This is a genomic window from Vibrio sp. 1751 (genome assembly GCF_033339895.1).
Taxonomy (GTDB): Bacteria; Pseudomonadota; Gammaproteobacteria; order Enterobacterales; family Vibrionaceae; genus Vibrio; species Vibrio alginolyticus.
On record NZ_JAWOVM010000145.1, the window covers coordinates 1 to 5,801 of the forward strand.

General features: G+C 47.2%; 7 protein-coding genes and 1 pseudogene. 4 read left to right on the forward strand and 4 right to left on the reverse strand.

Annotated elements, in window-relative coordinates; translation table 11 throughout:
• Positions 1–228: pseudogene (locus R7041_RS22385) on the forward strand (hypothetical protein); the annotation flags it as partial.
• A gap of 102 nt (positions 229–330) precedes the next feature.
• Here R7041_RS22385 and frdD read toward each other — a convergent pair.
• Genes frdD through frdA form a run of 4 tightly spaced genes read right to left on the reverse strand, consistent with a single transcriptional unit; the run spans position 331 to position 3,663 of the window.
• Positions 331–708: a fumarate reductase subunit FrdD gene (gene frdD / locus R7041_RS22390; RefSeq protein WP_005381493.1), complete on the reverse strand. Its 378-nt coding sequence runs from the start codon at positions 706–708 to the stop codon at positions 331–333.
• Between the two features lie 11 nt (positions 709–719).
• Positions 720–1,103 (reverse strand): fumarate reductase subunit FrdC, encoded by a 384-nt coding sequence (frdC, locus tag R7041_RS22395; RefSeq protein ID WP_005381491.1) that lies wholly within the window; start codon positions 1,101–1,103, stop codon positions 720–722.
• A gap of 2 nt (positions 1,104–1,105) precedes the next feature.
• Entirely contained in the window at positions 1,106–1,864 is a 759-nt protein-coding gene (locus R7041_RS22400) for a succinate dehydrogenase/fumarate reductase iron-sulfur subunit (protein ID WP_053307393.1), read from the reverse strand.
• Positions 1,864–3,663 (reverse strand): fumarate reductase (quinol) flavoprotein subunit, encoded by a 1,800-nt coding sequence (frdA, locus tag R7041_RS22405; protein ID WP_005381487.1) that lies wholly within the window; start codon positions 3,661–3,663, stop codon positions 1,864–1,866. Before frdA ends, R7041_RS22400 begins: the two co-directional genes overlap by 1 nt.
• A 435-nt stretch (positions 3,664–4,098) precedes the next feature.
• Here frdA and epmA point away from each other — a divergent pair, with 435 nt between their 5' ends.
• From epmA to R7041_RS22420, 3 genes are all read left to right on the forward strand, one after another.
• Complete coding sequence (gene epmA / locus R7041_RS22410) at positions 4,099–5,070, forward strand: elongation factor P--(R)-beta-lysine ligase (RefSeq protein ID WP_005381485.1); 972 nt, start codon at positions 4,099–4,101, stop codon at positions 5,068–5,070.
• 9 nt (positions 5,071–5,079) lie between these two features.
• Positions 5,080–5,454, forward strand: a complete 375-nt coding sequence (locus R7041_RS22415) for a VanZ family protein (protein WP_005381482.1) — start codon at positions 5,080–5,082, stop codon at positions 5,452–5,454.
• A 21-nt stretch (positions 5,455–5,475) separates the two neighbouring features.
• Positions 5,476–5,801, forward strand: a 326-nt coding sequence (locus R7041_RS22420) for a TetR/AcrR family transcriptional regulator (RefSeq protein WP_318128331.1), incomplete at its 3' end; no start/stop codon positions are given.

Sequence of the window (5,801 nt, forward strand, 5' to 3'; positions counted from 1 at the left end):
AAAGGTAAGTATGCGGCGTTAGGAGCAAACCGTGAAGTTTACTTGGCAGAATTGAATCGAGACGTAGCGAACTCGCTGTACAACAATTTGCAAAACTTCCAAGTTCAGATGCCACAAAATTACATTGGTGGAAGTGACGAAACGGGCTTGAAAACAAACCTAGATGTGATTACTGGCTTTGGTGCTCTGGGTCTTATGGACCAGACAAAGAAGGTCACACAGCAATAAGATCATGGGTGGTCAAAAGCTTAAAAAGCAAAAAGATCATAGGTAACCCAAAGCAATAAAAAAGCTGGCATTTAGCCAGCTTTTTCTTTTTTGGTCAGTCTCTTAAATCATGAAGATAAAGATAACTGCTAGTGCAGTGATGAGGCCTGCAAATGCATAGCATGCAATTTTACCAATCACACCAGTGTGGAACTTAAGGTCGTGCATGCCGTGGTGTACACGGTGCATTGCATGCCACATTGGCAATGCTAGCGTGCCAATGATGAATAGCGCACCGATGATGCTGGTTGCGAATGCGGAGACACGCTCGTAGCTCATCGCTTCTGCATCAATCACGCCTAGTGGGACCAAGATGCCCAGCACCAATACCGTGATTGGCGTGATCATCGCGAACCAAGTACCACCTGCGCCAAACAGACCCCACCAGATTGGCTCATCAGAACGTTTTGGTGATGTGTTTACACTATAATTCGGTTTCATTGCTCAGCTCCTTACACCACGATGAGAACGATCAGTGAGATAAACGCAACAGCGGCCCACTGAGTCAATACGATGATCTTCTTGTCCACTGGTTTGCCTTTCAAACGAATTGGCATTACTTGTGGCATCATGCTGAAGAAAGTTTGAGCGTGGAATAGGCTACCGAGTAGTGCAACGATGTTGATTGCGACTACGATTGGGTTCGCCATGAATGCCAACCAACCTTGCCATGCTTCAGGACCTTTCACCAAGCAACCTAAACCGAAAGTTAGGAACAGAGTGAATAGGATTAACGGAAGCACCGTAGCTTCGCGTAGCATGTAGAAGCGGTAGAAAGGATGGTTCTTCCACCAAGTGCGTTTTACTTCACGAACGTAAGGTTTACGATTGCTCATCCTTATGCCTCCACTTTCTTTGGTGAACCATCAGGTTTCAACATAGCAATCACGAAGTCCATAGAAGACTCCACTTTGCCTTGGTTTACTGCCGCTGCTGGGTCAACGTTCTTCGGACAAACTTCAGAACAGTAACCAACAAACGTACAACCCCAAGCACCGTTTTCACCGTTGATAAGCTTCATGCGCTCATCTTTACCGTTGTCACGGCTGTCTAGGTTGTAGCGGTGGGCTAGCGTTAGTGCAGCAGGACCGATGAACTCTGGGTTAAGACCAAACTGAGGACATGCTGCATAGCACAGACCACAGTTGATACAGCCAGCGAATTGCTTGTATTTCGCCATCTGTTCTGGCGTTTGCAAGTTCGTACCGTCTTCTGGTTTACGATCGTTACCAATGATGTATGGTTTGATTGCTTCTAGGCGCTCGATGAATGGCGTCATATCAACAATCAAGTCTTTCTCGATTGGGAAGTTCGCTAGAGGCTCGATAGCCACACCGTCTGGGTAGTCACGTAGGAAGCTCTTACAAGCAAGTTTCGGTACGTTGTTCACCATGATGCCGCAAGAACCACAGATCGCCATACGGCAAGACCAACGGTAAGACAGATCTTTGTCTAGGTGGTCTTTGATGTAACCAAGTGCGTCAAGTACAGACATGGTTTCATCGAATGGGACTTCGAATGTTTGCTTGTATGGTTCTGCATCTTTTTCTGGGTCGTAACGCAGGATGTCTACTTTTTGAATGCGATTTGCTGACATTATGCTTGCTCCTCTGCGTTCTTCTCTTCAGCCGCTGCTTTTTCTGCTGCTTCACCGTATAGACGAGCTTTTGGTTGTGACTTAGTGATGGTCACATTGCTGTAATCGATACTTGGTGCTGACTCTGGCTTGTAGAAAGCAAGTGAGTGTTTTAGGAAGTTCACGTCATCACGTTCTGTACAACCGTCGTCTAGACGCTGGTGCGCGCCGCGCGATTCTTTACGTAGAATCGCAGAGTGAACCATCGCTTCTGCGACTTCTAGGCCGTAACCCACTTCGATTGCGTATAGAAGGTCTGTGTTGAACACTTTACCTTTGTCTTTGATGCTGATGCGTTTGTAGCGTTCTTTCAACTCAGTGATTTTGTCGATAGTCGCTTGCATCAAATCTTCTTGGCGGTAGATACCACAGCCCGCTTCCATGGTGTGACCCATTTCTGTGCGGATCTCTGCCCAGTTTTCGTCGCCTTCTTGGTTCATCAGTTTCGCGATGCGTTCTTCAACTGCTTTTACTTGCGCGTCAATTGCCGCGTCGTTCCAGCCTTTGAATTCTGCCGCACGTTTCACTGCGTTTTCACCAGCTACGCGGCCAAATACCACGAATTCAGCCAGTGAGTTAGAACCTAGACGGTTCGCACCGTGAAGGCCAACAGATGCACATTCACCAACCGCGAATAGGCCTTTAATGCGAGTTTCACAGCCGCCGTCCGTTTCAATACCACCCATGGTGTAGTGAACGGTTGGACGAATTGGAATCGGCTCTTTTGCTGGGTCTACGTTTACGTAAGCTTTTGCTAGCTCACAGATGAACGGTAGACGCTCTTGTAGGTACTCTTCACCAAGGTGGCGAAGGTCTAGGTGCACCACGTCACCCAGTGGGTGTTTGATGGTGTTGCCTTTCTGTTGTTCGTGCCAGAAAGCTTGAGAAACTTTGTCACGAGGACCCAGTTCCATGTATTTGTTCTTCGGTTGGCCAACTGGAGTTTCAGGGCCCATGCCGTAATCTTGTAGGTAACGGTAGCCATTCTTGTTAACGATGATACCGCCTTCACCACGACAACCTTCCGTCATCAGGATACCTGTGCCTGGAAGACCGGTTGGGTGGTATTGAACGAATTCCATATCACGTAGAGGAACGCCGTGACGGTAAGCCATTGCCATACCATCGCCCGTTACGATACCGCCGTTGGTGTTACAGTGGTAAACACGGCCCGCGCCACCTGTTGCTAGAACAACAGATTTTGCTTTGATAGTAACAAGCTCGCCTTCAGACATGTGAATAGCAATCAGACCTTGAACTTCGCCTTCATCAACAAGCAGATCCACCACAAAGTACTCATCAAAACGTTTGATGTTGCTGTACTTCATTGATGTCTGGAATAGCGTATGAAGCATGTGGAAGCCAGTTTTGTCTGCAGCGAACCAAGTACGTTCAACCTTCATACCACCAAAGCGGCGTACGTTGACTTCACCGTTCTCTTTACGACTCCATGGGCAACCCCATTGCTCCATTTGGATCATTTCGCGAGTCGCGTTCTCTACAAAGTATTCAACAACATCCTGTTCACATAGCCAGTCACCACCGCCAACAGTGTCGTTGAAGTGGTTGTCTAAGCTATCTTCATCCTTGATAACTGCTGCTGAGCCACCCTCTGCAGCGACCGTGTGGGAGCGCATTGGATAAACTTTAGAAATCAGAGCGACTTCTAAGTCTGGGTTTGCTTCAGCCGCTGCAATAGCAGTACGAAGACCAGCGCCGCCTGCGCCGATGACTGCGATATCTGTGGTGATAATTTGCACAGTTATCCTCCAGTGTGTGATTGCGGAAATCCGCTTGTTATTGTCATTACGAGGCGCTCCTTAAAAAGAACTCCCCAAAAGTAGTAGGGTTAGTGTAGATGAGCCACATGGCAGAAAAATTGATGTAATTGGGTTTTTGCTTCGGTAATGCACTTAAGGGCATAGAATTTATAGGTTATGTGACTGCTATCACGGCATCGAGGTTTTGGCCCTCAAGCATTAACATTAGGGATGTTAAACCCGTGTTGCGTGACATTAACCGCATGGATAATAGGATTTTAACTGAGTGTTTTTTGTTCTGCGGCACGAGTAATGCTTGCCTCAAATTTGCGAGCACATTAGTAAAAAGAAGAAGGGATATTCCTCTCTTCTTGAAGAGGAAAAAGCATGTAGAATGAGACTTTCCTCGCTGAATTAAAGTTTGAGAGACTTGTTATGCAAACCAACTGGCAACCTACTGCTTCCATTGACCAACTTCGTCAACGTGCGACGTTAATCGCGTCGATTCGACAATTCTTCGCTGACCGACAGGTGATGGAAGTCGATACGCCAGCCATGAGTCACGCAACCGTGACTGACATCCATTTGCATACTTTCCAAACCGAGTTTGTTGGCCCAGGCTATGCCGATGGCAGTAAGCTGTTTTTTATGACCAGCCCAGAATTCCATATGAAGCGCCTTTTGGCTGCGGGCAGCGGTTGTATTTATCAAATCAACAAAGCATTTCGTAATGAAGAGAATGGTCGCTACCACAACCCTGAATTCACGATGTTGGAGTGGTATCGCGTTGGCTTTGACCATCATAAATTGATGGATGAAATGGATGACCTGTTGCAGCTGGTATTGAAGTGTGGCGCAGCGCAGCGCATGACGTATCAGCAAGCCTTCATTGATGTGTTGGGTGTGTGTCCACTGGAAGGCTCGATGACTGAGCTGAAAGCGGCGGCAAGCAAGCTGGGTTTGAGTGACATTGCTGAGCCAGAAGAAGATCGCGATACGCTGCTGCAACTACTATTTAGCGTGGGAGTAGAAAACAAAATTGGTCAGGACGTGCCGGCTTTTGTGTACGACTTCCCTGCATCACAGGCGGCGCTTGCGAAAATCAATCCTCAAGATCATCGCGTCGCGGATCGTTTTGAAGTGTACTTTAAGGGGATAGAGCTGGCGAACGGATTTCATGAACTGGATAACCCGAAAGAGCAATTAGCGCGCTTTGAACAAGATAACGCAAAGCGTATCGAAATGGGTTTAAAACCACAGCCGATCGATTATCATCTGATCTCTGCACTGGAAGCAGGGTTGCCAGATTGTGCAGGGGTCGCGTTGGGTATCGATCGTTTGATCATGCTGGCGCTAGGCTGTGACCACATTGATCAAGTGACGGCCTTTCCATTTCCAATTGCATAAGGACGTCCAATGAACCTGACGGCTGCACGTTTCGTCATCTTTAGCTACGCCATATTGATCGCTTTTTTATCTCTGAGTTCAGGTGAACTGCAAGACTGGGGCAATATCGCGTATCTCGACAAAATGCAGCACGCTATGGCGTATAGCGGCTTTGCGTTTTTAGGTTGCTTTTGCGTGTGGCGTTGGCGTCAACGTTGGGCGGTGGCGATTGGTATTTTGCTATTCAGCGCCGTTATTGAGTGGTTGCAAGGGTATGTAGGGCGACAAACTTCTTGGTTAGACCTTGTCGCCAACTCAACTGGCATCTTAACTGGTCTGTTATGTTACCGTATTTGGAGCCTCTATCGACCTAGGTTGGTGAAGTCGCTATACTCGATTCGTTAATGAAGAGGGAACACGATAACAATGAAAACGCGCGACAAAATCGTCTACGCGGCACTGGAGTTGTTCAACCAACATGGTGAGCGAAACATCACCACCAATCACATTGCCGATCACATCGAAATTAGCCCTGGTAATCTGTATTACCACTTCCGCAATAAGCAAGAAATCGTTCGTGAGATCTTTGCGCTTTATTCAGCAGAACTTTTAGAAAGATTTACCCCTATTCAAGGTTCGCAAGAGAGCCTGACTATGCTGAAGAGCTACCTAGACTCTATTTTTACCTTGATGTGGAAATACCGCTTTTTCTACGCAAACTTACCAGAAATCTTGTCACGAGATGAACAGCT